Raw genomic sequence first — 23,519 nt, 5'->3', positions numbered from 1 at the left:
GATTTTTCCTTGATTTTTCAGGTTTTTCTTAGATATTTCCGAGGGCGTTACAACAAGCATGTACCCAAGGATAAAAGCACGTACCTTGAGGAAACATAAAAATCCGGTCTTTACGCGCTGGAGAACCAGCGGGTAAAGACCGGATTTGAAGTTACGCTACCGAAGTAGGCTAACAGTTATGGCAGATTAAATCACTTAATCTTGGTGCCTGCGGAGCCCAGACGCTCACAAGCTTCAACAACGCGTGCTGCCATGCCCTTTTCTGCAGCTGCGCCCCATGCACGTGGGTCGTACTGCTTCTTGTTGCCAACTTCGCCGTCAATCTTCAGAACGCCTTCGTAGTTGGACAGCATCCAGTCAACAACTGGGCGGGTGAATGCGTACTGGGTGTCGGTGTCAACGTTCATCTTGATAACGCCGTTTGCAACTGCGGTTGCGATTTCTTCTGCGGTGGAGCCGGAGCCACCGTGCATTACCAAGTCGAATGGGCGGTCGCCAGCGCCGAACTTTGCGCCAACTTCTTCCTGAATGGTGCCCAGGAGTTCTGGACGCAGCTTAACAGCACCTGGCTTGTAAACGCCGTGTACGTTACCGAAGGTCAGTGCGGTCAGGTAACGGCCCTTTTCGCCCAGACCCAGAGCTTCAACGGTCTTGATGCCGTCTTCGGTGGAGGTGTAGAGCTTTTCGTTGATTTCAGCCTTTACGCCGTCTTCTTCGCCACCAACAACGCCAATTTCAACTTCCAGGATGGTGCGTGCACGGTGTGCCAGGTCCAGCATTTCCTGTGCGATAACCAGGTTTTCTTCCAATGGAACAGCGGAGCCGTCCCACATGTGGGACTGGAAGAATGGCAGACGACCTGCTTCAACTTCTTCGATTTCCAGAGCCAGCAGTGGCTTAATCCAGGAATCCAGGTTGCCCTTGGAGCAGTGGTCGGTGTGCAGTGCAACGGTTACGTCGTAGTTCTTAGCGATTTCACGAGCGTATGCAGCCATTGCCAAAGAACCAGCTACGCGGTCCTTTACAGTGGAGCCGGACCAGTATTCAGCGCCACCAACAGAAACCTGCAGGATACCGTCGGATTCTGCTTCTGCGAAGCCACGGATTGCTGCGGTCAGAGTCTGAGAAGAGGTAACGTTGATCGCTGGGTAAGCAAACTTGCCTTCCTTAGCGCGGTCGAGCATTTCGTTGTAGACCTCAGGGGTTGCGATTGGCACTTCCCTGCCTCCTTGATCAAATAGGTGATTTTTGACTCTTGAATTGTCCCATACTTGGGAAGGAATTTGGTAGGCAGAATGACCCGTTAATACAAAGTCCGCCATACTTGCACATTTTTTCAAACAAATTTAACGGATAATCAATGCAGCCTTAAGAATATGTAAGCGCTATTAGTACTACGCTCTATGTTGCAACACCCATGCCCACATGGAAATTGCTGCCGCATGCCCAACATTCATAGAACGCGTTGAACCGTACTGAGTGATATGCACAATTTCTTCTGAAATCGCGGCCATTTCAGGGCTTAAGCCAGTGGATTCCTCTCCCATAACCATCACGCAGTTAAGTGGCAGCACTGTTTCTTCTAACGGCACTGAGCGTTCAATATTATCCACCCCAACAATTCGCATGCCGGCTTCTTGCATTGCAGCTTGGAAGGATTCGACATCGGGGTGGTGATGCACCTGCATATAGCGGTCAGTTACCATTGCCCCACGTCGATTCCAGCGGCGCCGCCCAACGATATGCACGTGCCGCACTCCCATCGCGTTTGCGGTGCGTACGATAGAGCCAATATTAAAGTCGTGTCCCAGGTTTTCAATGGCCACTTCTAACCATTTGCCGCGTTCTTTCACAGCATTTAGTTCCGCAACGATTGCTTCCATTTTCCAATAGCGGAAGTGGTCTTCGACATTTCTACGATCCCCGTTTTCTAATAGTTCAAGATCGTAGTGTTCTGCGGTTGGCCAATTTTCGCGTCCCCCTGGCCAAGGGCCAACTCCAACGCCTGGTTCGGAAATAATCTGCATAGTTTCTGCGTCACTCACTCTCTGACAATACCACGGCTGCCCGCAATGAAAAACGCCCCGAAAGTTCAGTTCGAGGCATTTTTCAGAAGTTTTCTTAAGAGAGTGGGCTGAATCGTACTGCGGTGCCGGTTGCTGCCACCATCAGCATGTTGCCTTGCCCCATAGTTTGGAAAGAGTAGCTGAAGCCAACGATACCTTCTGCGCCAATCTGTTGCGCGCGAGCCACCATTTCCTGGTAGGCAGAGTTGCGGGCATTGACTAATTCTTCTTCGTAGCCTGCGGAACGACCACCGAATACGTTGCGAAAACCTGCGCCCAGGTCTTTCAGAGCATTGATGCCGGCGATGGTTTCACCGGTGACGATTCCCAGGTACTGGGTTACTGGGTAGCCTTCGACCTTGTGAGTGGTAGTTACGAGCATGATTCTCCTTAAAGCCTGGTTTCACTTGCGCCAGTTGCAGGTGAAGTTGTCTTAAGTATAGTTTCTGCAGTGATTTTTAGATATAGAAAAACGCCCTCGGGAATTTTTATTTTCCGAGGGCGGTTTCCTAAATGTTATTCAGATTCCAGCTGGGCTTTCAGTTCTGCCAGCAGTTCTTCTGCTCCTTCACCTTCACAAGACAGGGTGACTACGTCTCCTTGCATTGCGCCGAGGGTCATGAGCTGTAGGGTGGATGCGCCATTTACTGGTTCGCTTCCATCCTTGGAGACCAGCACTTCCTTGCCACTCTGGTTGCAAGCGCGAGCGAACATTGCTGCTGGGCGTGCATGTAGACCTTCTAGAGCCTTTACGGTGGCTTCGAGTGATGCCATGGTTAATACCTTTCGGTGTTTTACTCAGGCGTCGTAGTTTGCGACTGCCTGGTTAGCTACGACAGTTTCTCCGGCTGCGACGGTAGTTTCTACTGGATCGAATGTGTCGAGTACGATGACTGGGCAAATAATGGCAAGACCTTTTTCTGCAATGGCTTTGGTATCCCACTTAACCATTACCTGACCGGCTTCTACTTCACTTCCCTGTACTGCCAGTACTTCGAATCCTTCACCGTTGAGTTTCACGGTGTCGATACCGAGGTGAACCAGGACGGAGAGCTTATCTTTTACGACTACGAATGCGTGTGGGTGAACTTTAGCTACAGTACCGCTAATTGGGCTCACTACTTCTACTGCTTCACCTAATTCAGGCTCGACAGCAAAACCTGGACCAATGATGCCTTCTGCAAAGACTGGGTCAGGTACGTCAGCTAGAGTTCGCATCACGCCGTTTAGTGGAGCGGCGATCTGCGTCATAATCACATCAGATCTTTAATGTCTTCAGCGATGGTGTCAGCTTCTGGACCAACAACTACCTGAATAGCGTCGGATGCGCGGACTACGCCGAATGCGCCAGCTGCTTTTAGACCGGCTTCGTCGATTACGCTCTGGTCTGCAACTTCAACGCGCAGGCGGGTAATACATGCTTCCAGATCTTCAATATTGTCTGCGCCACCAAGGGCCTTCAGAATCTGCTCTGCTTGAGTCATGAGGTACTCCTAGGACTTGTTATCGTCACTGATACTTAATACTAGTTGATGGTCTAGACCATTCTAGATTTACTCATTGATAGAGTTTTGTCAATACCTTTTAACTATTAGCCCAGCTGTTCCACAAAGTCGTCTAACAGGATTTCTGCTTCCGGCCCAACAATCACCTGGACTGCTTTTCCAAGTACGGTTGCACCATAGCAAAGTGGCTGACGGAGTTTAGCTACATCCACTTTTGCTGGATCAATAATTTCAAAACGCAGGCGAGTAATACATGGCTCTACGGCTTCAATATTGTCGCTTCCACCCAAAGCTTCGATAAGTTGCTGCACTTGTTCTTTCTTCAACATTTCCTCTCCCTTACTTCTTTTCTTCTCAGGTACGTCTTTGTATTTTTGACTGTTATTCCGCGGTATATAGTTAGTAAGTTATGCTCGCGCGCCGCGATTAACTGTTGCAAATGGCTGGGCAATAGGCACCCACAGTTTGTAGCGGTCACCGCGATAGTAGGACTGCGTCAAACAGATTGGCGTATCTTGTGCGTAAGACCGGCGATTCACTAAAAGACCAGCTGCTCCGAGGGAAACTTCCAGTAACTTTGAGTGTTCCGAATCGAGTACGACGCTTTCAATAACGTCCTCGCCCCAGGAAGGAGAGAACCCGCGTTGATTTAGTTCTGAATAAATTCCTTCTGGCGGTTGTGGGGTAATAAAATCCGGAAGTAAATGGGCTGGTAGATGTGTAGTTTCTACACACATCGGGGTGTCATCAGCAAAACGCAGACGACGAATGTAATAGATGGTCTGATTTTCCTGCAACCCCAGCGAGGTCGCTACGGAAGCGGACGGCATGCGTTCTTCACAGCTAAGCACACGAGTAGCTGGAACCATGCCACGCATTCGCATTTCTTGGGAAAAAGAAGTAATTCGCAGCTGTAAATCAAGTTTTTCGTGGGCTACGAACGTACCTTTACCTTGAATTCGCTCAAGTTTTCCTTCAGCTACTAAATCACCAATAGCTTGGCGCACGGTCATGCGAGAGACGCCAAATTTTTCACAGAGCTCTCGTTCTGACGGAACCTTATCTCCAGGCCGCAGTTCAGTGGCGAAGCTAGTGACTAAGTAGTCGTAAATTGCTTGGTATTTCACGTTTTCTATCATATCTACAGAGGGTACGTGCTTGCGTGTTTTCAGGTATTTTCGGCGTTTTCTGCAAGGACGTACCTTAGGTGCAAGAAATAATCGTGAATATTCTTTCAGAGGTTATGCACGTTCGCTCAGAGCTTTTAATGTTACTTGACTATATTCTCCATCAATACAAAACTGGTTTAAGACTGGTCTAGACAACCATCAGATGAGCTAAGAAGCTCAAAACCAGAAGAAACTTTTCTCTCAAGGAAGTGAGAAACCTCCCATGACAACTACAGGTGCAAAGAAGAAGTCTTCAGCATTCGCACTGCTGCAGCGCTTTGGCCGTTCCCTGATGCTCCCAATCGCATCCCTGCCAGCAGCAGCACTGCTGCTCCGCATCGGCCAGCCAGATATGCTCGGCGCAGACGGCCTGGGCGCACACGCCTCCTGGCTGGTCCCAGTAGCATCCGTTCTCGCAGCAGCTGGTGGCGCACTATTCGAAAACCTCCCAATGCTGTTCGCACTGGGTGTAGCAGTAGGCTTCGCGCGTAAGTCCGACGGCTCCACCGGCCTGGCAGCAGTAATCGGCTACCTGGTAATGACCAACGTCTTCAAGGCACTGGCACCATACTTCGGCGCAGGCGCACCAGGTGAAGAAAAGATCAACTACGGCGTACTCGCAGGTATCGTAATCGGTCTGGTAGCAGCAAAGCTGTACGAAAAGTTCTACCGCGTAAAGCTCCCAACCTACCTGGCATTCTTCGGTGGTCGTCGCTTCGTACCAATCATCACCGCTGCCTCCGCAGTAGTAGTAGCAACCCTGATGTCTTTCTTCTACCCAGTATTCAACAAGGTAGTTAACGTCTGGATCGGTGGCTTCATCATTGACCACGGCTCCAACCCAATCACCGGTTTCATCTTCGGTACCATCAACCGTCTGCTCATCCCATTCGGCCTACACCACCTGCTGAACTCCCTCCCATGGTTCCAGCTGGGCACCTGCGCAAACGCAAACGGCGAAGAACTCCACGGCGACCTCACCTGCTTCCTCTCCGGTACTGCTGAAACCGCAGACTGGACCGGTGGCTTCATGACCGGCTTCTTCCCAATCATGATGTTCGCAATCCCAGCAATCGCACTAGCATTCTGGCGTACTGCAATGCCAGCACGTCGTAAGGCAATCTTCGGCGTAATGTTCTCCCTGGCACTGACCTCCTTCCTGACCGGTGTTACCGAACCAGTTGAATTCGCATTCGCATACGTAGCATTCCCACTGTACGTAGTACACGCACTGCTCACCGGTTCCGCACTGGCACTAACCAACGCACTGGGCATCAAGCACGGCTTCGGCTTCTCCGCAGGCGCATTCGACTACCTGCTGAACTTCACCAAGGCATCCACCCTTTCCGGTGGTGCAGGTCAGGTACTGCTGCTCCTCGGCATCGGCCTGGTTTACGGCGCAATCTACTACTTCATCTTCACTTGGGCAATCAACAAGTTCAACCTGGCAACCCCAGGCCGTGAAGAAGAAGGCGCTGAATCCGACGCAACCGCCGTATTCGAGTGATCCAACCAACCCAGCGAAAAGAGTAGCCCCTAGGTAGTTCCACAACTCCGACGGCAAGAAACAATCAACCGCCCTCGGAAAACCACCCCACGGGAAACTCACCCAGCTGAAGTTGGAAAATCCAAGTAATATGAGAATGCCGGTGGTATTCATCGCGAATATCACCGGCATTTTCTTTAACCAACCCCTGGTCAAAAACACAACTAAAGGACCAACATGACTGCATTCACCGGCACCCCCGTCGTACCAGGCAAAGCCTATGCGAAAGTCCTCTGGGCCAGCCCCCAAATCAACCTAGGTACGTGCTCAACCTTCCTCACCCCACAACAGCACGAAACCGAACTCAAAAACTTCCAAGATGCAGCAATGAAGGTCTCTGACCGACTCTTCGAACGCTCCGCAGAATCCGTCGGAACCCCCTCGGACATCCTCGCCATGGCCGCCACCCTAGCCATTGACCCAGGCCTCGAAGACCGCGTAAAAAACTTCATCTACAACGAAAACCTGCCAGCCACCTTCGCCGCCGACAAAGCCGCCGCCGAATTCGCTGACAGCCTCCGCCTAGCAGGTGGCTACCTCGCAGAACGAACCACCGACCTGCTAGACGTAAAAAACCGCATCATTGCAGCACTACAAGGAAAACCAGAACCCGGGATCCCACCACTACACGAACCAACCATCATCTTCGCAGACGACCTAGCACCAGCAGACACCGCCGGACTAAACCCAGAATTTGTCAAAGGCTTCGTAACCGTACTTGGTGGACCAACCTCACACACCTCCATCATCGCCCGCCAAATGGGAATCCCATGCATCGTCGCAGCCCGTGACCTGCACGAAATCAACGAAGGCACCAACGTACTCATCAATGGCGACACCGGCGACATCTACACTGACCCAGACCCAGAATACGCAGCACAAGAAGTAGCCCAAGACGCTGAACTAAAAGAACGCGCCCGCACCTGGACCGGACCAGCCACACTCAAAGACGGACACTCCGTACAACTCCTAGCAAACGTTCAAGACGGCGCATCCGCAGCAAAAGCAGCTACCCACCCAGTAGAAGGCATAGGTCTGCTCCGCAGCGAACTAGGCTTCCTCTCCACCGCCACCGAACCATCCTTCGAAACCCAAAGAGACTTCTACACCTCAGTATTCAACGAATTCCCAGAAAATAAAGTAGTCGTCCGCACCCTCGATGCAGGCTCAGACAAACCAATCGCCTGGGCTTCCCTCGATGATGAAGAAAACCCAGCACTCGGTGTCCGCGGCATCCGCGCAGACGGAGTACACCCACACATACTGCCAGTACAAATAGCCGCCGTAGCTGCCGCCGCTGAAGGACGCGAAAAAAACACCTGGATAATGGCCCCAATGGTATCCACCGTAGCTGAAGCCCGCTGGTTCGCATCCCTAGTACGCCCTTATGGACTAAAACCAGGTGTAATGATCGAAGTACCCTCCGCAGCGCTAATGATCAACGAAATCTTCGCTGAAGTAGACTTCGTATCAATCGGCACCAACGACCTCACCCAATACGTAATGGCAGCCGACCGCCTGAACTCACACCTAGCAACCTACACCAGCCCCTGGCAACCAGCAGTCCTACGCCTAATCGCACAGGTCACCGCAGCAGGTCGCGCAGCAGGCAAACCAGTAGGCGTCTGCGGTGAAATGGCAGCAGACCCACTACTCGCCTGCGTTCTAGTAGGCCTAGGCGTTGCTTCCCTCTCGGTTGCAGCCCCAACCGTAGGCTTCGTCGGCGTACAACTATCCGACGTAACCATGGAACAATGCGAAGCTGCAGCAGCCGTAGCATTAACCATCACCGACCCAAACGAGCTACGTGAAAAGGTACGCGAAATCCTCAGCTGAGCCAACACATAAAAACTACAACTAAGGTACGTGTTTGCAGAAACCCCTGTATTCTGCAAACACGTACCTTTATGCATTACCCGCGAAAATGCACAAAAGAGCGGCACTTCCCCTATCTAAAGCGCGTGTTCCCACAGAACGCAGAAAGCTCACGAACCTCTGCCATCTACAAACGCGTACGTTAGGATGAAAATAGAAAGTCTTGAAAACCGCCCTCGGGAAACCACCCTGGCAAAACCGGCTTTGAAAGGAAAAAATGAGCATCCCTAAAATTCGTTCCCTAGACGAGCTCCCCCCAGTAACCTCCTGGCTAACTGACATGGACGGCGTACTCGTCCACGAACAGCACCCAATCCCCGGAGCCCAAGAATTCCTAGACACCCTCCGTGAACTAAACCTCCCTTACCTAGTACTCACCAATAACTCAATCTTCACCGCCCGCGACCTCTCAGCCCGCCTAGAAAACTCCGGGCTAACCGTCCCCGAAGAAAACATCTGGACCTCCGCGCTAGCAACCGCAACATTCCTCTCCCAACAGTCCCCTAACTCAACCGCATTCGTAGTCGGCGAAGCAGGACTAATCACCGCCATGCACGAATGTGGGTACATCATGACTGAACACGACCCCGAATTCGTAGTCCTCGGCGAAACCCGCTCCTACGATTTCACTGCCATCACCCACGCCATCCGCCTCATCGAAAAAGGCGCGAAATTCATTGCTACCAACCCTGACGCTACCGGCCCATCACAAGAAGGCACCCTCCCCGCTACCGGCGCAATCGCCGCAATGATTACCGAAGCCACCGGGAAATCCCCATACTTCGTAGGAAAACCAAACTCCATCATGTTCCGCGCAGCACTGAATCGTTTAGACGTACACTCAGAAACCACTGCCATGGTTGGCGACCGCATGAACACTGACGTCCAAGCAGGTATTGAAGCCGGCCTGCGCACTCACCTGGTGCTCACAGGTTCCACTAAGCTTGAAGATATTCAACGCTACCCATACCGTGCCTACCAAGTCCACGACTCAATCGCCGACCTGGTGCCAGTAGTTCGTGAAAACGCGAAAGCCGCCGGACTAATCTAAATTCCGAACATAAGGTACGTGCTTAGTATTTGCACAACGGTACGTGCTCACATTTTTGTGAAGGAACATTCCTAACAACCAACATAAAAGGTACATGCTTACGATTTCAACACGTAAGCACGTACCTTTAGTTATAAAAGTTTTTGCTAAAAATCAGGCTAAACCAATATCGCTCAAACCCAGCGCAAACAAGTACTTATAGCCTGCCACCTCAATACGTTCCTTCGCGCCCGTATCGCGATCAACTACAACGGCTACAGCTTCAATGATTGCGCCAGCAGCTTCCAGCGCAGCCGCAGCTTCCAGCGGAGAACCACCGGTAGTAGAAGTATCTTCCAAAACGATTACGCGACGACCCTCAACAGAAGGACCTTCAATCTGACGCTTCATGCCGTGATCTTTAGCGGCCTTGCGAACAACGAAAGCGTCAGTGGACAGACCACGAGAAGCAGCCGCATGCAAGATTGCGGTAGCAACTGGGTCAGCACCCATAGTTAAACCACCTACCGCGTCGAAATCATCTGGCGCCAGACCATTGTCTTCCAGTAAGTCAAGCATTACGTGGCCAATGAGTGGTGCTGCTTCGTGGTGCAAAGTGGCGCGACGCATGTCGACATAGAAGTCAGATTCCAAACCGGAAGCCAAGGTTACTTTTTCGTGGATTACTGCTAGTTCTTTTACGAGTTCAGCCAAACGGGCTTTGCGTGGATCATTAGTCATAGCTCCAGTTTAGCTAAGGCTTTTACGTTAAGGTACGTGCTTGCGTGTTTTGGAATATTCCTATCCGGATTCGCACAGTTTTCCAAAATATTTATTTCGGATTCCGCTTTCCCGAGGGCGGAAAATAACACCCCACAAAATAAAGGTACGTGTTTGGGTTTTCCCTGATATTTCAAGGGAAAACCCAAACACGTACCCAAGTGTAAAATTAAACGTGCGGTAAACGAGAAGTAACTTCACGCACCAGCCAACGAGGAGCCAACTTCGTCGCCGCAGAAGAAACCTTGTACCGCAAAGATGGAGTAACCAATACGCGCCCTTCACGCACCGCCTGCAAAGCCTGCGACACCACAGTCTCAGCTTTAATCCACACAATAGAATTAACTGTGGAAGCATCAAAGCCAGAACGGTCATGGAAAGCCGTATTCACCATCCCCGGCATCACAGCGGTTGCAGTTACTCCGGTGCCTCGCAAATCCATTGCCAAACCTTCAGTAAATGCTTTAACCCAGGCTTTATGGGCTGAGTAAGTACCCATACCCGTATCTGAGGCCACAGATGAAACGTTTAAAATCGCTCCCCGCCCTCGAGAAACCATGGTTTTCGCAGCCGCATGAGACAGTTCCATCACTGCCGTAACCATCACATCCAACGCGGTCTTTTCAACGGACACCGGGGTTTCCAAGAAAGTCCGGTCCTTACCGTAACCAGCATTATTAACCAACAACCCAACCGGGTGTTCCTCATCAGTCAGACGCGTGCAAACTCGAGCACGGTCCTTAACTTTACCTAAATCAGCTACCAAAACTTCTACGTTAACACCCGTGTAATTGTGGATTTTTTCAGCCAATTGGTTAAGTACGTCTTCGCGACGTGCCACTACCACCAGGTTGTGTCCAGAAGCTGCTAGCTGCCAACAAAATTCTTCACCTAAACCAGAGCTTGCTCCGGTAACTAATGCAGTACCCATAGTTCAAGCCTAAACGCTTAAACTCAAAAGCGCGCGTTTTCACCCCTGTCCCCGCATAATCCATGCAATCTTCAAACAGCATGAAAACACTCATAGGTACGTCATCGTATTTTTAGGGTATTTTGGGACTATGAGACTTGTAACTTGGAATGTGAATTCAGTACGTACCCGCATCGACCGTGTCATTGAAGTCCTGAAGCGTTGGGATGTTGACGTCCTAGCTATGCAGGAGTTGAAGTGTAAGCCAGAACAATTCCCGTTTGAACGTTTTGAAGAAGCTGGCTATCAGGTAGAAATGGTTGGTTTAAACCAGTGGAACGGTGTGGCGATTGCTTCTCGCGTAGGTATTGAAAACGTCCAGGTAAGTTTCCCAGGTCAGCCTGAATATGATGGCGTTGTGGAAGCGCGCGCTCTGGGAGCAGTCTGTAGTGGGGTTGAAATTTGGAGCCTGTATGTTCCGAACGGTCGCGAACTAGACCACCCCCACTATGCTTATAAACTTGAGTGGCTGACGGCGTTGCGTGATTACATGGTTGAAACTATGCATGACCGTAAGGTGGCGTTAGTTGGCGACTGGAATGTGGCTCCATTTGACCATGATGTTTGGGATATTAAGGCATTCGAGGGCGCTACCCACGTGTCTGTGCCTGAGCGTGAGGCTTTCCGCGCGTTTGCTGAAATCGGTATGACTGAAGTGACCCGCGAGCGAGTTGATAACTATACTTACTGGGATTATCAGAAGCTACGTTTCCCTAAGAATGAGGGGATGCGTATTGACTTTGTGTACGCGTCTCCTGCGTTGACTGAGACTGTTACGGCTGCGCATATTGACCGTGATGAGCGGAAGGGTAAAGGCGCTTCTGACCATGTTCCAGTGATTGTGGATTTCGCCGACTAGTTTGTCCGTTAGGTACATGTTCGCATTTTCCGTTTAGGTACGTGTTTGTTTGTTGTGGTGGTGAAGTAATGATTCCAGCTGAACTGACTCCTGATTTTCCTTTTGCTGTAGCGTTTTTTGATGAGACGCAGGTGCGGTTTAGCGCGGGAGATTTGGTAGCTGTTTTCCCGTTTGCTTCAGTCACTAAGCTGTTTGCTTCACGGGCGATTTTGATGGCGGTGGAACGCGGCTTCATTGGGTTGGATGAGGTACGTGCTGTTGGTATTCCCGCTGAAGAGACTTCTCTGCGAGCTCTTTTGTCTCATGTTTCTGGGGTTTCTTTTAGCGGTCCCGAGCGGGTTTCTGTGGTTGGACAAAAACGTACCTACACGAATTATGCGATTGAGGTTGCTGGTGATTGGGTGGCTGAGCGCATGCACGTACCTTTCATGGATTGGCTTGATGAGGCTGTGATTGGTGGACTTTTCTTAGAGGACACTTACGTTGAGGGTTCTTGCGCACATGCTGGCATGGGTTCAGTTCGTGATTTGGTTACTTTTGGCCGCGAGTTGCTTAATCCTCGTTTGATTTCATCAGCGTTGGCTGTGGAAGCACGTACCGTGCAGTGGCCGGGGATTCGTGGGGTTACGCCTGGTTTTGGCTCTTACCCTGATAATACTTGGGGTTTGGGGATGGAGATTCGCAGGGATAAGGAACGCACCTGGTTTCCTTCTCTTTCCGAGGGCGCTACGTTTGGCCACTTCGGCCAGGCTGGATCGTTTTTGTGGGTCGCTCCCGAAAGTAGATTTGGGGCTGCGTTTTTAGGTGCGGAACCAGCTGGTGATTGGCATAAGGCTAACTGGCGTCCGTTGAATGATTGGATGATTAGTAGTTTCAGCTAGTTTATGTGCTTTTTTTGGGGGGTGTGGGTACGTGCTTAGATTATGCACGTACCCACACCCCCCAAAGTGTTATTTTCTATTAGGTTTTTATTTTTCAGTTGTGCCACTGGCAATGAGCTGGAGCTCATTATTGGTCTGGCGGATTTCCACCGTGGTTCCGTCGGTGACTTCTCCACTGAGGATGAGTTTTGCTAGTTTATCTCCGACTTCTCGTTGAACTAACCTGCGTAGCGGGCGAGCTCCGTAAGCTGGGTCGTAGCCGTTTTCGGTTAGCCATTGTTTAGCGCCCTCGGAAATATTTAGGCGAATCCTGCGCACTGCTAAACGGTTGGCGAACTCGCGGATCTGCAGGTCTACGATTTGTGCCAGCTCGTGTTTTTGCAGTGGCTGGAAGGTTATGATTTCGTCCAAGCGGTTTAGGAATTCTGGTTTGAAAACGCTACGTACCACTTGCATGACAGCTTCTTGTTGCTCGCTGCTGATAGTAGTTTCACTTGTATTCTCAGGGTTTTCGCTTAAGGACGTACCTTGAGTTAGGAACTGTGATCCCAAGTTTGAAGTCAGCACAATGATTGCATTTCGGAAGTCTACAACACGCCCCTGCCCGTCAGTGAGGCGTCCGTCGTCCAGCACTTGAAGCAAGATGTTAAAGACTTCCGGATGAGCTTTTTCAACCTCGTCTAAGAGGACTACTGAGTATGGGCGTCGCCGAACTGCTTCAGTTAACTGGCCGCCTTCTTCATATCCCACGTAACCTGGAGGAGCCCCAACTAATCGGGCTACCGCGTGCTTTTCCGAGTACTCTGACATGTCAATCCGCACGATTGCGCGTTCGTCGTCAAAGAGGAAGTCAGCTAGGGATTTAGCTAGTTCCGTTTTACCAACACCGGTTGGTCCGAGGAATAAGAATGACCCTGTGGGACGATTCGGATCGGAAACTCCTGCGCGAGCACGTCGTACCGCGTCTGAGACTGCAATGACTGCAGCTTTTTGTCCGATTAGGCGCTTACCTAGTTCTTCTTCCATTTGCAATAGTTTTTGGGTTTCTCCTTGGAGCATCCGCCCTGTTGGAATACCTGTCCAGGATTCAATTACCTCTGCAATTTCGTGGGGGCCGACTTTATCCGCTACTAGCTGTTTTTCTGCGGACGTACCTTCCTCTGTTGTCACAGTGGCTTTTTGTTCTGCCTGGGAGATTTGCATTTGAATGCCGGGAATTTCACCGTTTTGTAGGCGCCCTGCTTCTTCCCATTTGCCTGCTCTCACTGCTAGTTCCAGTTGTGTTTGTAGCTCGTCTAGCTTAACGCGCAGGTCGCCGACCAGGTTTCGTTCTTGTTTTTCTGCTTCCCATTTCAAAGCAAGTACCTTAAGTTTTTCACTCTTCTCGGCCAGTTCTTGTTTGACTTTTTCAAGCTGTTCTAGGGTACTTGCTTCGGTTGAAGCGCTGTCTTGTAGGTAGGATTCTTCCATTTTTAGTCGGTCGACCTGGCGTTGTAGCGTATCGATTTCAACGGGTGACGAGTCTAGTTCCATGCGTAGGCGGGATGCGGCTTCGTCGATAAGGTCGATTGCTTTGTCGGGGAGTTTTCGCCCGGTAATGTATCGGTCTGACAGTTGTGCGGCTGCTACCAGCGCGCCGTCTGAGATTGTCACCTTGTGGTGTGCTTCGTATTTTGGTGCGATTCCACGCAGGATGGCTACTGTGTCTTCTACGCTTGGTTCTCCTACGAATACCTGTTGGAAACGGCGTTCGAGCGCAGGGTCTTTTTCAATGTTTTCTCGGTATTCATCTAGTGTAGTGGCACCTACCAGACGTAGTTCACCGCGTGCGAGCATTGGCTTCAGCATATTTCCTGCGTCCATTGCGCCTTCGGAACCACCGCCGGCACCAACTACGGTGTGTAGTTCGTCGATGAAGGTGATGATTTCCCCGTCGGCTGCGGTGATTTCAGCGAGGACTGCTTTCAGGCGTTCTTCAAATTCGCCACGGTATTTGGCGCCTGCAACCATGGAGGCCAGATCGAGGGAGATTAGGCGTTTTCCAGCTAGTGAGGAGGGTACGTCTTTAGCTACGATTCGTTGTGCTAATCCTTCTACGACTGCGGTTTTGCCAACTCCGGGTTCGCCGATTAGTACAGGGTTGTTTTTGGTGCGTCGGGATAGCACTTGAATGACGCGGCGAATTTCATCATCGCGCCCGATTACTGGATCTAGTTTTCCGTTTTGTGCAGCTTCGGTTAGGTCTCTGCCGTATTTTTTGAGGGATTCGAAGGTGCCTTCTGGGTCTTGGGTGGTCACTGGTTGTTTCCTTATTTGGGGGAGAATGGTTTCGATTTTTTCTTGGGTTGCGTGCCCGGTTTCTAGGATTCGCGCGGTTTCTGCGCAGACTTGCGGGTTGGCGAGGGCGATGAGTACGTGTTCAGTGGAGATGTAGTCGTCGCCGTGTTTTTGTGTTTGTTGTTCGGCTTCGTTTAGCAGGTTTAGGATGCTTCGCCCGGTTTTTGCGTTTGCGGGATTCGTTCCGTTTAGCGCGGGGAGTTTCACGAGGGCGGTACGTGTTTGGCTTCCGATGAGTTTGAGGTCTGCCCCGCTGGCCTTGAGTAGGCTTACAGCAATGCCTTCTTGGTCTTCAAGTAGCGCGTTGAGGATGTGGAGTGGTTCAACGTTTGGGTTTGCTGCTGCGTTCGCTTGGTTTATGGCGTTGGTTATTGCTTCTTGGACTCTGGTCGTAAATTTGTAGCTCATGTTTTTCTCTTTTCACTTGTAGGTACGTGTTTGTTGAAAACTTGGTTTGGTTTGTTTTCAACTTCAGCAACCTTGAGTGGGATTGACTCAACTTTCTAAGTTAAGTCTACTACGCTCAAGTTTTTGTGTCTCGTCGAAAATCTGCGAACACGTACCCACCGCCCTCGGAACTTTTATAACCCACCTAAAGCGCGGTATTATAAGGAAAACACTCAAACAAGTACCCAGAGGAAAACCATGGCATTCGACGATGGCGCAACTTCAGATAAAGCCCCAATCCGCGAAAATCTTGACTGGCCAACCTTCGGTCAAGCAATGCGCGACGTAACTCAAGAAATCGTAAACACCGGTTGGGTTCCAGATCTTATCGTTGCAATCGCCCGGGGCGGTCTACTACCAGCTGGCGCAATCTCATACGCTATGGGCGTTAAAGCTATCGGCACTATGAATGTAGAGTTCTACACTGACGTCCACGAAACCCTGCCAGAACCTGTACTACTTCCACCACTTATGGATGTCAGCGCTTTAGAAGGCAAAAAAGTCCTGGTCGTAGATGACGTAGCTGATTCCGGCAAAACCCTAAAAATGGTAATGGAACTTATTGCCGAAAAGGGTCTTTCTCTAGATGGTGGAGCTTCCGTTAAAGTCGATGCAAAATGCGCGGTTATCTATAAGAAGCCACAGTCAGTTATCGACCCTGACTTCACGTGGAAAGAAACTGACCTGTGGATTAATTTCCCTTGGTCTTCTCAGCCAGTTATTAAAGCTGAATAATCCACAAAATTAGCGGTTTTAACTACACGCCCTATTTAAACCACGCCTGATAGAGCCCATAGAAATTCATATTTCCCCAAGTGGAGCATTGAGTTCTATGCCCAGCTAACGTGTCAGCAGTTGGTTGATAGGGCGTGTAATTGTATAGTCCCGCTGTAGCTTGGTTCTCAATGTAGATGGTTTTACTACCGCACTCAGGGTTTACGTGAAATTGGATTGCATTATTTTGACCAGCTTTTACTTGGTATTTCCATGGTTCAACACGGTAGCGTTGAAATTGCTGGGCCGCTCCATATATTTGGTTTGCAAAGCCGAAAAACTGTTGATCACAGGCTTCCCCATCCGGGCAACCGTACCCTAAGGCAATCGAGTATCTTTCTTCTTTTAACTGTGAACCAGAGGCGCTTATTAGCCCTTGTTCTTTCTGCAAGGTAACTAACAGAACCTGCGGGCTAATCTGGCAAGCATAGGCTGCTTGGCTAATGATTCCAGCTGCGTCCAAATCTCCCCCTGGCATATCGTACGGGCAGAATCTGGTTGCTTGACGAAAGGGTACGTGCTCGCGATATTCACTCAGGCAAGGCGCTTTTTCCTTATCTGATTCGCATCCATCATTCCAGTCTTTTATGAAGGTACGTACTTGTTCTTCTGACATGGCATCGGCGTTGAAGAATTCTGCATCAGAGATAAGATTTCCTGGATTGAATCCGCTTAAGTCCAAGATTGGGCGCTGCGGGCCAGGCCCATTGGGTTTAGCTATGGTGGCAGGTTCTTTTTGTGCAGAGGCACTGGCGAGCAGCGTGTAGATTCCGACGAATCCAACTGCTGCTAGCAGAATTACTATTAGGGTTTCTTTTAGCCGAGTGCTCATGTTTCTCTGGGTAGATTTCCTTAAAGTTTGGTTATTTGGTTTCTCGGCGTTGTATTTCAGCTAGTAGCGCGGGAATACAACGTTCGATGGTGGCTAGGGTTTCTTCAAAATCTGCTTGAGTCCCATACCAGGGATCAGGTACGTCTTTTACTTTAGTTGGCGCATTTTTCGTTCCCGAGGGCGCTCCCTCAATCTCGCCGTTGATTCCCTGTGGGTCGAAAGCTCGGAACATCATTAAGCGAGGTACGTCTTCACTAAGATTAAAGTTTGTTTGCTTCCGATTCACTAACCGTTCCACAGCTTCAAAATGACGGTACGTCATTGCCAAGATTAAGTCATTTTCTTCTAAATCTCTGCTATTTATTTGGCGTGCAGCATGGTTTGGCAGCACGTATCCAGCGCCTTTTAGTGTCCGTTGTGCGCGATAATCTATCGGATTGCCATGTTCTTCATCTGAAATACCACACGAATCTACGACTGCGTCAACGCCCGCTTTACGAAGGTGTTCTTGTAATACAACTTCTGCCATTACAGATCGGCAAATATTGCCTGTACACACCATCAGTACTTTTACACTCATTGTCTTTCCCTCACTTAATAGCTTCAGAAGTTAACTCATCGAGTTTGCGTCGTTGAGATATCACAAACCAGCAAGTTTGAGTTTCACGCGTTAAGGAATCACCCGTGTCTAAGAGTGTTTCTCGCAGCTTATCTCCAACCCGATTTCCAACAATTTCAATAGGTACGTGCTTATTCTCAGAACTCATTATTTCTCGCGCAAAGTCCGTGATTCTTACCTGCTGCCCCATTTTTAAAACAACAGTTTCCGCATTATTTGCCTGTTCCAGTGAAGCTAAAATTAGTTCACATGCTTCTGCTACTGACATTAAGAACCGGTAGGAATCCTCAGTCGTAACAGTTACCGGCAGCCCATGCTGAATCTGGTATTTAAAAGTCTCACTTACTGAACCTCGTGAGCCCACCACGTTACCAAAACGCACGTTAACGTACCTACGCTTAACCGGCACATCGCTTTCCGATTCGATTAGTTGCGAGAACCGCCCTCGGGAATTTTCTAAACAAGCACATACCTGGTTGTATGAAACAGTTTCGCCTTCCGCGAATGCCAAAGTAAGCTGCTCAGCCAATGCCTTACTTTTTCCCAAAACCGTAGTAGCCTCAGCAGCTTTATCAGTAGAAATATTAATGAACTCTGTAACCCCAACTACGTTAGCTGCCCGTAAAACCGACAACGTACCTAAAACGTTAGTTTTCCACGCTTCTTCCGGAAATCTTTCTAACAGAGGTACGTGTTTAAGCGCCGCTGCATGCACTACGATTTCCGGCTGATAGTTGCGGAATATTTCCATTAAAGTATCTGAATCGCGAATATCCGCCAACACAAACTGGGGATTCTGCAGCAAACCGGTACCCATCATGCGAAGTTCAAGCTGATGCAGATGACTCCCATCACGGTCTAGTAGCACTAAATCTCGGTTTCCCGCAGCATACAGCAAGCACGCTAGTTCGGAACCAATACTGCCACCCGCCCCGGTGATTAACACTCGACGATTAACGTACCCAGCCGCAATGTTCATAATTACCTTAAACACGTACCCTTAATGAATACAGAAAAGTTAAACGGCTGACGCTTTAGAGCAGCCAGCCGTTTAACTCTTAGTTAGCTTAGAAATCCCAGTCTTCGTCCTGAGTATCCTCAATATCACCAATCACGTAAGAGGATCCAGAACCAGAGAAGAAGTCATGGTTCTCATCAGCATTAGGTGACAAAGACGCCAAGATCGCAGGGTTCACATCACAAGATTCAGCTGGGAAGAGCGCTTCATAACCTAGGTTCATCAACGCCTTATTTGCGTTGTAACGCAGGAACTTCTTAACGTCTTCAGTCAGACCCAGTGGATCATAGAGGTCTTCAGTGAACTGCTCTTCATTGTCGTACAGTTCGTAGAGTAAGTCGAAGGTGTAATCTTTAAGCTCTTGCTGGCGTGCTTCGCTAGATTCACGTACACCCAGCTGGTACTTGTAACCAATGTAGTAGCCGTGAACTGCTTCGTCTCGGATAATCAGACGAATCAGGTCTGCGGTGTTGGTGAGCTTCGCGTGAGATGACCAGTACATTGGAGCGTAGAAACCAGAGTAGAAGAGGAAGGATTCCAGCATGGTGGAAGCAACCTTCTTCTTCAACGGGTCATCAGCTACATAGTATGAATTTACAATTTCGGCTTTTCGTTGAACTTGCTCGTTCTCTTCTGACCAGCGGAAAACTTCATTAATTTCCTGGGTTGATAGAAGGGTAGAGAAGATTGAAGAGTAAGATCGTGCATGCACAGATTCCATGAATGCGATATTTGTTAGCACAGCTTCTTCGTGTGGCGTACGTGCGTCAGAAATCAAAGAAATCGCACCAACCGTGCCCTGCAGCGTATCCAAAAGAGTCAGGTTAGTGAAGACCTTGTTGGTCATATCCTGCTCTTCTGGACGCAGAGTGTTCCAGGATGGAATGTCGTTTGACAAAGGAATTTTTTCAGGAAGCCAGAAGTTACCGGTAAGACGATCCCATACTTCCAAGTCTTTATCATCTTCGAGCTTGTTCCAGTTAATGGCCTCGAATACGTGCTTTCCGCGGTCTAACATTTACTCTGCTCCTGTATAAAAGTTAATTCTTAAAATCCAGTATATGCGAGCTCCTTATTTAAGCATAGATTTAACCTTCTCTTGAGAAGAGGTTCACCATCCTTCACCGCTCGGCGAGTCTACTCAAACCTAACCACGTACCCACTGCAGCGAACAGCTCGTGTACACAGGGCATTCTAACACCAGAAGATTTCCACAGAAAACACTACCTACCTCTTTTCCGCCCTCAAAAAAACCCGCTTAATAGGGGCATGATTAATGCATATTCGCTAATAAACCAAGCCCATTTGGCTTATGAAAAACTACTGCAGTTTATTCCAAACCCACCCACTGCTCCCCGCATCGTCTCACGTCACTGGTGTATTCTTTTCATCCCTACCCTCATCTGGGAACGCAATAAATTAATCCACCGAACCCGACTAAATGAAACCATTGGGAACTCTGGTTCTGAAACCTATGCAACGTTAGAAAGCGCAAGTTGCTTATACGAAACTGCAGTTCTACACGAGGATGTAAATATTCAACTCGCTTTCAAAGCTCCCCACCAGCGCCGAAAAACTCATATCGGGCGTTTTATTCGTAATCTCCCGGTGACCACGGTGTTCCGCCACCGCCGAAATTTCCTCCCGAAAGAGGCATTTACCAGGGTTCAAAATATTCCAACACTGACTCCTGAATACCTGATTCTTGAATATTTAGCGCTTGAGGATGCGGAGCGCGCGTTTGTAGGTGCGGACTCGCTAATGCGTATGCTTTGTCAGCCAGACCGCAGGAAACGTAGCGTTGCTGACCAAGCGTGCGCGAAGATTAAGCATCGTTTACGAGCCATCATTACCCGAGGCGATTACCCATATGCGAATAAGCGCATCCTAAAACGTTTAGATTTCGTTACCCCGTGGAGTGAATCTGTAGCGGAAAGCAGGTTTAAGGCACAGTTATTCTTGCAGGGGTTTCCACAGCCTGAGCAGCAAAAGTTTGTAATGGTCGATGGTCAGGTGTTTTTTGTTGATGCAGCTTGGTTAAAGTATGGGATTTTCGCTGAGGTTGATGGGCAGATTAAGTATGCGAAGGCTGACGCGAAGCTGGTTTTAGAAGCGCAGGCACGTCGTGAGGCTTCGCTTTTGAAGATTTTTCGTAAGATTGTGCGTTTCACTTGGGAGGATATTTCCGAGGGAGTTAAATTTAATGTCTTGAAATCATTTTTCCCGCCCGGCATTGTGAAGCCTTACTGAAGTTTGTGCCATGATGAGTGCATGACGATTATTGCTGCTGCAGATGGTTCTGCGTTGAAGAATCCTGGTCCAACTGGTTGGGCGTGGGCGATTGATGAGTCTACTTGGCGTGCCGGCGGGTTCAAGCATGGTACGAATAATATTGGCGAACTGTACGCTGTTTTAGATTTATTGAAGTCTACCGCTCATTTGGATGAGCCTCTGCATATTTTGGCTGATTCAAGGTACGTTATTGATTCCATGACGAAGTGGATTCATGGTTGGAAGCGTAAGGACTGGAAGAAGGCTGATGGATCTCCTGTTTTGAATGTTGAGTTAATTCAGGAAATTGATGCTTTGATGCAAGGGCGTAAAGTTACTTTCGAGTGGGTACGTGGTCACTCTGGGCATGATATGAACGAGTTTGTCGACGAAAAGGCACGTGCTGCAGCTACCGCGTTCCGCGATGGCTACTCCCCCGATGAAGGTCCTGGTTTGTCAGCTAATTTACGTGAAGACATCCAGGTTCCAGCAGCTGATATTCCGGCTACTTCGGCTCCTATTACTAATGAAGGTGCACTACACGCGGAGATTCCTGAATGGGATTTATTTTCATTCACTATTGAGTCTGCTTCTATTGCCGAGCCAGTTTCAACGCAGAAAGGTACGTCGTTGCTTTACCCAGATTTAGCGGACACTACTGAGTCCCACACTGCTTACCGCATACATGGAATGAATGTGGTTGATCATCATATTAACGTTCCTTTAGATCATGCGAATCCACGTGGTCAGCAGATTAGCTTATTCGTCCGGGAAGTTAATGATGGTGAGTTACCTGATTTAACGAAGCCTGCGTTAGTTTTCATGCAGGGTGGACCTGGTGGTCGAGGAGTTCGTCCAGGTGATTATCGTGGTGGCTGGGTTGGTCAGGCATTGAAGAAGTACCGTGTGTTTATTCTGGATCAGCGTGGTACTGGCTTGTCAACGCGTTTAGACGAAGGTACGTTGTCAGCTTTTGGTTCTCCAGTTCAGGCGGCTGCATATCTGAAGCATTTCCGAGCTGATTCGATTGTTCGTGATGCTGAGATTGTCCGCGAGCGTTTGAATGGCGGTAATAAGTGGTCTAGCCTTGGCCAGTCTTATGGTGGTTTCATTAACACCACGTACTTGTCTTTGGCTCCGCAGGCTTTGAATGCGGTTTACTACACTGGTGGTTTGCCTGGTTTAACTAGCATTGATGAGATTTACACGAGGACATACCTTGCTACGGCTAAGCGTAATGAGGTTTACTTTAACCGTTTTAAGCAGGATGAACCTGTGTTACGTGACCTTGTGCAGTATCTTTCCACGCATGAGGAGTTTTTGCCTAATGGTGAGCGCCTGTCAGTTGGCCGTTTACGTATGTTAGGCATGATGCTGGGTGGGGACTCAGGCTTCGACCAGCTTCATTACTTATTTGAGGGCGCTTTCAGCACTATTAATGGCCAGAAACGCTTAAATAAGCAGTTTTTGGACAATGTTTATCGCCAGGTTTCAATGGGAGATTCTCCGTTGTACGCTCTCATGCATGAAACTATTTATGCGGGTGTTTTGGAGTCTCTTAAGGGTATTCCAACTGCTTGGGGTGCGTGGCGGCTGTTGGACAAGGTTGGGTCTGAGATCCCTGCGGGGTTCGCCTCGTCACCTGAGCCACGTGATTTGTCGACTCCGATTTATTTAACAGGTGAGCATATTTATCCTTGGCTGTTTGAGGAAGATTATGCGTTGCGCCCTCTTAAGGAAATAGCTGAGATTTTGGCTATGGACACGGATTGGACGCCTCTGTACGATAAGTCAGTTTTGGCTTCGAATGAGGTTCCGGGGGCGGCGGCAGTATATTTTGAAGATATGTTTGTTCCGACTGAGCTTTCTTTAGAAACTGGTGCTTTGGCTAATATTCGTACTTGGGTTACGAATGAGTATCAGCATGATGGTTTGCGTATGGACGGCGCGAAGATTTTTGAGCGTTTAGAGTTTTTAGCTACGGAATGAGTTTAGTGCATTGAAGAGTTTTTGGAATGGTCTTTCTGACGTTGCGGTACGTGTTCATGATTGGAGCGTTGAGAACCCAAAGGTCGCTTATGTTTTAACTGACGCTGGGGTGGTTTGCACTTGGTACGCGTTGCCTGATTTTTATCGTTCACGTGCCTTGCGTTTTTGGGGTAAGTCAGCGCTTTTAGGTGTTGTGACTGCGAATGATTTGCATATTAATGGAGCCGGTTATCCCGTCTTTTGAGGATGAGTCAGAAGGCGAGGATGCTCAGGTTGCGAAGCTTCCTTTAGCTGCCTTTGCGTTAGGCATTGGGGCAGTTTCTTTGGTGGGAACTGTTTTGTTTGAGAAATTTGTTTTTGGCCGTGGGGAGGCTCGCCGCCGCGCGGGGGTACGTTTTGCACACACGCGCCAGGCGGTTGCTATTGCTGCTTTAAAAGCGGGTGCTTTGTATGCTTTGCCGGATGAAATTTTGTTGGGTGCGTCCTCAGAGGATTAGTTTTCCGAGGCCGTTCAATAAAAACTAACTGTGGGTACGTGGTTGCTGATTTCA

25 protein-coding genes are annotated in these 23,519 nt (G+C 49.3%); 10 read left to right on the top strand and 15 right to left on the bottom strand.

The window, feature by feature from the left end:
- Positions 1-191: 191 nt before the first annotated feature.
- The 8 genes from fbaA to HMPREF0044_RS05720 all read right to left on the bottom strand — a co-directional run bounded on the left by fbaA (position 192) and on the right by HMPREF0044_RS05720 (position 4,698).
- Positions 192-1,217 (bottom strand): class II fructose-bisphosphate aldolase, encoded by a 1,026-nt coding sequence (gene fbaA, locus HMPREF0044_RS05755; protein WP_040313056.1) that lies wholly within the window; start codon positions 1,215-1,217, stop codon positions 192-194.
- 177 nt (positions 1,218-1,394) lie between these two features.
- Positions 1,395-2,027 (bottom strand): TrmH family RNA methyltransferase, encoded by a 633-nt coding sequence (locus HMPREF0044_RS05750; RefSeq protein ID WP_006547186.1) that lies wholly within the window; start codon positions 2,025-2,027, stop codon positions 1,395-1,397.
- 94 nt (positions 2,028-2,121) lie between these two features.
- The gene (locus HMPREF0044_RS05745; protein WP_006547185.1) at positions 2,122-2,448 is read right to left on the bottom strand and encodes a YbjQ family protein; all 327 of its coding nucleotides are present in this window, start codon (positions 2,446-2,448) and stop codon (positions 2,122-2,124) included.
- 134 nt (positions 2,449-2,582) lie between these two features.
- Positions 2,583-2,840 carry an HPr family phosphocarrier protein gene (locus HMPREF0044_RS05740; RefSeq protein ID WP_006547184.1) on the bottom strand — a complete coding sequence of 86 codons (258 nt, stop codon included), beginning with the start codon at positions 2,838-2,840 and terminating at the stop codon, positions 2,583-2,585.
- A 24-nt stretch (positions 2,841-2,864) separates the two neighbouring features.
- Positions 2,865-3,317 (bottom strand): PTS sugar transporter subunit IIA, encoded by a 453-nt coding sequence (locus tag HMPREF0044_RS05735; protein ID WP_006547183.1) that lies wholly within the window; start codon positions 3,315-3,317, stop codon positions 2,865-2,867.
- Positions 3,318-3,319: 2 nt separating this feature from the next.
- The gene (locus tag HMPREF0044_RS05730; protein WP_006547182.1) at positions 3,320-3,550 is read right to left on the bottom strand and encodes a PTS sugar transporter subunit IIB; all 231 of its coding nucleotides are present in this window, start codon (positions 3,548-3,550) and stop codon (positions 3,320-3,322) included.
- A 107-nt stretch (positions 3,551-3,657) separates the two neighbouring features.
- On the bottom strand, positions 3,658-3,966 hold the full coding sequence (locus HMPREF0044_RS05725) for a PTS sugar transporter subunit IIB (protein ID WP_280985072.1): 309 nt from the start codon (positions 3,964-3,966) through the stop codon (positions 3,658-3,660).
- A 12-nt stretch (positions 3,967-3,978) separates the two neighbouring features.
- The gene (locus HMPREF0044_RS05720; protein ID WP_040313052.1) at positions 3,979-4,698 is read right to left on the bottom strand and encodes a GntR family transcriptional regulator; all 720 of its coding nucleotides are present in this window, start codon (positions 4,696-4,698) and stop codon (positions 3,979-3,981) included.
- A 265-nt stretch (positions 4,699-4,963) separates the two neighbouring features.
- Between HMPREF0044_RS05720 and HMPREF0044_RS05715 the strand changes: the two genes are divergently transcribed.
- The 3 genes from HMPREF0044_RS05715 (at position 4,964) to HMPREF0044_RS05705 (ending at position 9,212) form a co-directional block, all read left to right on the top strand.
- Positions 4,964-6,247 (top strand): PTS transporter subunit EIIC, encoded by a 1,284-nt coding sequence (locus HMPREF0044_RS05715; protein WP_006547179.1) that lies wholly within the window; start codon positions 4,964-4,966, stop codon positions 6,245-6,247.
- 216 nt (positions 6,248-6,463) lie between these two features.
- Positions 6,464-8,122 (top strand): phosphoenolpyruvate--protein phosphotransferase, encoded by a 1,659-nt coding sequence (gene ptsP / locus HMPREF0044_RS05710; RefSeq protein ID WP_006547177.1) that lies wholly within the window; start codon positions 6,464-6,466, stop codon positions 8,120-8,122.
- A gap of 256 nt (positions 8,123-8,378) precedes the next feature.
- Positions 8,379-9,212: an HAD-IIA family hydrolase gene (locus tag HMPREF0044_RS05705; protein ID WP_006547176.1), complete on the top strand. Its 834-nt coding sequence runs from the start codon at positions 8,379-8,381 to the stop codon at positions 9,210-9,212.
- Between the two features lie 153 nt (positions 9,213-9,365).
- Here HMPREF0044_RS05705 and pyrE read toward each other — a convergent pair whose 3' ends face one another.
- Both pyrE and HMPREF0044_RS05695 read right to left on the bottom strand, forming a co-directional pair.
- Positions 9,366-9,932 (bottom strand): orotate phosphoribosyltransferase, encoded by a 567-nt coding sequence (pyrE, locus tag HMPREF0044_RS05700; protein ID WP_006547175.1) that lies wholly within the window; start codon positions 9,930-9,932, stop codon positions 9,366-9,368.
- Between the two features lie 208 nt (positions 9,933-10,140).
- A complete protein-coding gene (locus tag HMPREF0044_RS05695; protein WP_006547173.1) occupies positions 10,141-10,902 on the bottom strand; it encodes an SDR family NAD(P)-dependent oxidoreductase in 762 nt (253 codons plus the stop codon).
- 130 nt (positions 10,903-11,032) lie between these two features.
- Here HMPREF0044_RS05695 and HMPREF0044_RS05690 point away from each other — a divergent pair, with 130 nt between their 5' ends.
- Both HMPREF0044_RS05690 and HMPREF0044_RS05685 read left to right on the top strand, forming a co-directional pair.
- The gene (locus HMPREF0044_RS05690; protein WP_006547172.1) at positions 11,033-11,800 is read left to right on the top strand and encodes an exodeoxyribonuclease III; all 768 of its coding nucleotides are present in this window, start codon (positions 11,033-11,035) and stop codon (positions 11,798-11,800) included.
- 68 nt (positions 11,801-11,868) lie between these two features.
- Positions 11,869-12,681: a serine hydrolase domain-containing protein gene (locus HMPREF0044_RS05685; protein WP_006547171.1), complete on the top strand. Its 813-nt coding sequence runs from the start codon at positions 11,869-11,871 to the stop codon at positions 12,679-12,681.
- Positions 12,682-12,768: 87 nt separating this feature from the next.
- On the opposite strand, the gene HMPREF0044_RS05680 is transcribed toward HMPREF0044_RS05685, so the two are convergent.
- A complete protein-coding gene (locus HMPREF0044_RS05680) occupies positions 12,769-15,426 on the bottom strand; it encodes an ATP-dependent Clp protease ATP-binding subunit (protein WP_006547170.1) in 2,658 nt (885 codons plus the stop codon).
- Between the two features lie 237 nt (positions 15,427-15,663).
- On the opposite strand from HMPREF0044_RS05680, the gene HMPREF0044_RS05675 reads away from it, so the two are divergent.
- On the top strand, positions 15,664-16,200 hold the full coding sequence (locus HMPREF0044_RS05675; RefSeq protein ID WP_006547169.1) for a phosphoribosyltransferase: 537 nt from the start codon (positions 15,664-15,666) through the stop codon (positions 16,198-16,200).
- A gap of 31 nt (positions 16,201-16,231) precedes the next feature.
- Here HMPREF0044_RS05675 and HMPREF0044_RS05670 read toward each other — a convergent pair whose 3' ends face one another.
- From HMPREF0044_RS05670 to nrdF, 4 genes are all read right to left on the bottom strand, one after another.
- Positions 16,232-17,071, bottom strand: coding sequence for a hypothetical protein (locus HMPREF0044_RS05670; protein ID WP_006547168.1), 840 nt, complete (start codon positions 17,069-17,071; stop codon positions 16,232-16,234).
- A gap of 31 nt (positions 17,072-17,102) precedes the next feature.
- Positions 17,103-17,651 carry a low molecular weight protein-tyrosine-phosphatase gene (locus tag HMPREF0044_RS05665; RefSeq protein WP_040313050.1) on the bottom strand — a complete coding sequence of 183 codons (549 nt, stop codon included), beginning with the start codon at positions 17,649-17,651 and terminating at the stop codon, positions 17,103-17,105.
- 10 nt (positions 17,652-17,661) lie between these two features.
- A complete protein-coding gene (locus tag HMPREF0044_RS05660) occupies positions 17,662-18,669 on the bottom strand; it encodes a polysaccharide biosynthesis protein (RefSeq protein ID WP_006547166.1) in 1,008 nt (335 codons plus the stop codon).
- A gap of 88 nt (positions 18,670-18,757) precedes the next feature.
- Positions 18,758-19,726 carry a class 1b ribonucleoside-diphosphate reductase subunit beta gene (gene nrdF, locus HMPREF0044_RS05655; RefSeq protein WP_006547165.1) on the bottom strand — a complete coding sequence of 323 codons (969 nt, stop codon included), beginning with the start codon at positions 19,724-19,726 and terminating at the stop codon, positions 18,758-18,760.
- 251 nt (positions 19,727-19,977) lie between these two features.
- Between nrdF and HMPREF0044_RS05650 the strand changes: the two genes are divergently transcribed.
- The 4 genes from HMPREF0044_RS05650 to HMPREF0044_RS05635 are packed head-to-tail and all read left to right on the top strand — an operon-like array spanning position 19,978 to position 23,465.
- Positions 19,978-20,958 (top strand): hypothetical protein, encoded by a 981-nt coding sequence (locus HMPREF0044_RS05650; RefSeq protein ID WP_006547164.1) that lies wholly within the window; start codon positions 19,978-19,980, stop codon positions 20,956-20,958.
- A 21-nt stretch (positions 20,959-20,979) separates the two neighbouring features.
- Entirely contained in the window at positions 20,980-22,968 is a 1,989-nt protein-coding gene (locus tag HMPREF0044_RS05640; RefSeq protein ID WP_006547163.1) for an alpha/beta fold hydrolase, read from the top strand.
- Between the two features lie 10 nt (positions 22,969-22,978).
- Positions 22,979-23,212, top strand: a complete 234-nt coding sequence (locus HMPREF0044_RS08310) for a GAF domain-containing protein (RefSeq protein ID WP_006547162.1) — start codon at positions 22,979-22,981, stop codon at positions 23,210-23,212.
- The gene (locus tag HMPREF0044_RS05635; protein WP_050754367.1) at positions 23,187-23,465 is read left to right on the top strand and encodes a hypothetical protein; all 279 of its coding nucleotides are present in this window, start codon (positions 23,187-23,189) and stop codon (positions 23,463-23,465) included. The genes HMPREF0044_RS08310 and HMPREF0044_RS05635 overlap by 26 nt, the downstream gene beginning before the upstream one ends.
- Positions 23,466-23,519: the final 54 nt, after the last annotated feature.

The organism is Gleimia coleocanis DSM 15436 (genome assembly GCF_000159015.1).
GTDB lineage: Bacteria > Actinomycetota > Actinomycetes > Actinomycetales > Actinomycetaceae > Gleimia > Gleimia coleocanis.
The sequence above is the reverse complement of the archived record's forward strand: the minus strand, read 5'-3'. Positions and strand labels throughout refer to the sequence as shown.

Coding starts and splice junctions, on each gene's coding strand:
- HMPREF0044_RS05750 (WP_006547186.1), bottom strand. CDS start 2,027: ATGCAGATTATTTCCGAACCAGGCGTTGGAGTTGGCCCTTGGCCAGGG.
- HMPREF0044_RS05745 (WP_006547185.1), bottom strand. CDS start 2,448: ATGCTCGTAACTACCACTCACAAGGTCGAAGGCTACCCAGTAACCCAG.
- HMPREF0044_RS05740 (WP_006547184.1), bottom strand. CDS start 2,840: ATGGCATCACTCGAAGCCACCGTAAAGGCTCTAGAAGGTCTACATGCA.
- HMPREF0044_RS05735 (WP_006547183.1), bottom strand. CDS start 3,317: ATGACGCAGATCGCCGCTCCACTAAACGGCGTGATGCGAACTCTAGCT.
- HMPREF0044_RS05730 (WP_006547182.1), bottom strand. CDS start 3,550: ATGACTCAAGCAGAGCAGATTCTGAAGGCCCTTGGTGGCGCAGACAAT.
- HMPREF0044_RS05715 (WP_006547179.1), top strand. CDS start 4,964: ATGACAACTACAGGTGCAAAGAAGAAGTCTTCAGCATTCGCACTGCTG.
- ptsP (WP_006547177.1), top strand. CDS start 6,464: ATGACTGCATTCACCGGCACCCCCGTCGTACCAGGCAAAGCCTATGCG.
- HMPREF0044_RS05705 (WP_006547176.1), top strand. CDS start 8,379: ATGAGCATCCCTAAAATTCGTTCCCTAGACGAGCTCCCCCCAGTAACC.
- pyrE (WP_006547175.1), bottom strand. CDS start 9,932: ATGACTAATGATCCACGCAAAGCCCGTTTGGCTGAACTCGTAAAAGAA.
- HMPREF0044_RS05695 (WP_006547173.1), bottom strand. CDS start 10,902: ATGGGTACTGCATTAGTTACCGGAGCAAGCTCTGGTTTAGGTGAAGAA.
- HMPREF0044_RS05690 (WP_006547172.1), top strand. CDS start 11,033: ATGAGACTTGTAACTTGGAATGTGAATTCAGTACGTACCCGCATCGAC.
- HMPREF0044_RS05685 (WP_006547171.1), top strand. CDS start 11,869: ATGATTCCAGCTGAACTGACTCCTGATTTTCCTTTTGCTGTAGCGTTT.
- HMPREF0044_RS05680 (WP_006547170.1), bottom strand. CDS start 15,426: ATGAGCTACAAATTTACGACCAGAGTCCAAGAAGCAATAACCAACGCC.
- HMPREF0044_RS05675 (WP_006547169.1), top strand. CDS start 15,664: ATGGCATTCGACGATGGCGCAACTTCAGATAAAGCCCCAATCCGCGAA.
- HMPREF0044_RS05670 (WP_006547168.1), bottom strand. CDS start 17,071: ATGAGCACTCGGCTAAAAGAAACCCTAATAGTAATTCTGCTAGCAGCA.
- HMPREF0044_RS05665 (WP_040313050.1), bottom strand. CDS start 17,651: ATGAGTGTAAAAGTACTGATGGTGTGTACAGGCAATATTTGCCGATCT.
- HMPREF0044_RS05660 (WP_006547166.1), bottom strand. CDS start 18,669: ATGAACATTGCGGCTGGGTACGTTAATCGTCGAGTGTTAATCACCGGG.
- nrdF (WP_006547165.1), bottom strand. CDS start 19,726: ATGTTAGACCGCGGAAAGCACGTATTCGAGGCCATTAACTGGAACAAG.
- HMPREF0044_RS05650 (WP_006547164.1), top strand. CDS start 19,978: ATGATTAATGCATATTCGCTAATAAACCAAGCCCATTTGGCTTATGAA.
- HMPREF0044_RS05640 (WP_006547163.1), top strand. CDS start 20,980: ATGACGATTATTGCTGCTGCAGATGGTTCTGCGTTGAAGAATCCTGGT.
- HMPREF0044_RS05635 (WP_050754367.1), top strand. CDS start 23,187: ATGGAGCCGGTTATCCCGTCTTTTGAGGATGAGTCAGAAGGCGAGGAT.